The sequence below is a fragment of the Lutibaculum baratangense AMV1 genome (assembly GCF_000496075.1).
In the GTDB taxonomy this organism is placed as follows: Bacteria; Pseudomonadota; Alphaproteobacteria; order Rhizobiales; family Tepidamorphaceae; genus Lutibaculum; species Lutibaculum baratangense.
This window is the reverse complement of the sequence record NZ_AWXZ01000010.1, coordinates 1-1,328: the sequence shown is the minus strand read 5'-3', so window position 1 is coordinate 1,328 and position 1,328 is coordinate 1. Positions and strand designations below refer to the sequence as shown.

Genomic DNA, 1,328 nt, shown 5'->3' with positions numbered 1-1,328 from the left:
TCGTGCGTTTGGACTCGTGAGCGGTCTCGTTCGTCCGGGCGACGATGCCCGGGCCGTCGCCCGTCTTCAGAACTCCTCCCAGCCCTCCTCGGCGGGATCGGCCTTGAGGGCGGTGTTGCCGGCGACGGGGAGCGGCCGGCTCGCGGGGCGCGGCGTCTTGGCGCGGGCGGCCGGCCGGACGGGCGCGCTCTGCTGCACGCCGCCGACCCGGAACCCGCCGACGAGCCGCACGAGGTTGTCGGTCTCGGTGGAGAGGCTGTGGGCCGCGGCCGTCGCCTCCTCGACCATCGCCGCGTTCTGCTGCGTCACCTGGTCCATCTGGTTGACGGCGGTGTTGACCTCGGCAAGGCCGGTCGCCTGCTCCTGCGCCGAGGCCGAGATGTCCTTGACGATGCCGTTGATCTCGGCGACCTGCGTGACGATCCGCGTCAAGGCCTCGCCCGCCCGGCCGACGAGGTCGACGCCGTCGGCGACCTGGTTCGACGAGGTCTCGATCAGCGTCTTGATCTCCTTCGCCGCCTCGGCCGAGCGCTGGGCGAGCGCCCGCACCTCGCTCGCGACGACCGCGAAGCCCTTGCCGGCGTCGCCCGCCCGCGCCGCCTCGACGCCCGCGTTGAGCGCGAGCAGGTTCGTCTGGAAGGCGATCTCGTCGATCACCCCGATGATCTGCGAGATCTGGTTCGAGGAGGTCTCGATCGCGTTCATCGCCGTCACGGCGCTCTTCACGACCTCGCCCGACTGCTCGGCGTCCTGCTTCGCCCGCGAGACGACGTCGCTCGCGTGACCGGCCCCTTCCGCCGTGCGCCTGACGGTGGCGGTGATCTGGTCGAGCGCCGCCGCCGTCTCTTCGAGGCTCGCCGCCTGCTGCTCGGTGCGCCGCGACAGGTCGTCGGAGGCCTGGCTGATCTCGCCGGTGCCGGAGCGGATGGCCCCGGTCGCGTGGGAGATCGTCCTGACGGCCTCCTCGAGTTGGCCCATGGCGGCGTTGAAGTCGTCCTTCAGCTTGCGGTAGTCGCCGGGGAAGGCAGCCTCGATCCGGTAGGTCAGGTCGCCCGCCGACAGCTTCGCAAGCCCGCTGCCGATCTCGGAGACGACCACCGCCTGCTGCTCCGCCGCCTCGCGCTGCATCGCCTCGCTGCGGCCGCGCTGGGCCTCCGCCGCCTGCCGCTGCTCGGCCACCTCGCCCTCGACCCGCTCCTTCTCGATCGCCGCCTCCTTGAAGGCGAGAACCGCCTTCGCCATCTGGCCGATCTCGTCGCGCTGCCCGAGCGCTGGAACCTCGACCGTCTTGTCGCCCTCAGCCAGACGCAGCATCACAGACGTCATGT

At 71.5% G+C, this 1,328-nt stretch carries 1 protein-coding gene; it reads right to left on the bottom strand.

Annotation, left to right across the window (positions count from 1 at the left end; translation table 11 throughout):
* Window positions 1-66: 66 nt before the first annotated feature.
* Window positions 67-1,328: methyl-accepting chemotaxis protein (locus N177_RS01790; protein WP_040484981.1), on the bottom strand; the 1,262-nt coding region annotated here is incomplete at its 5' end.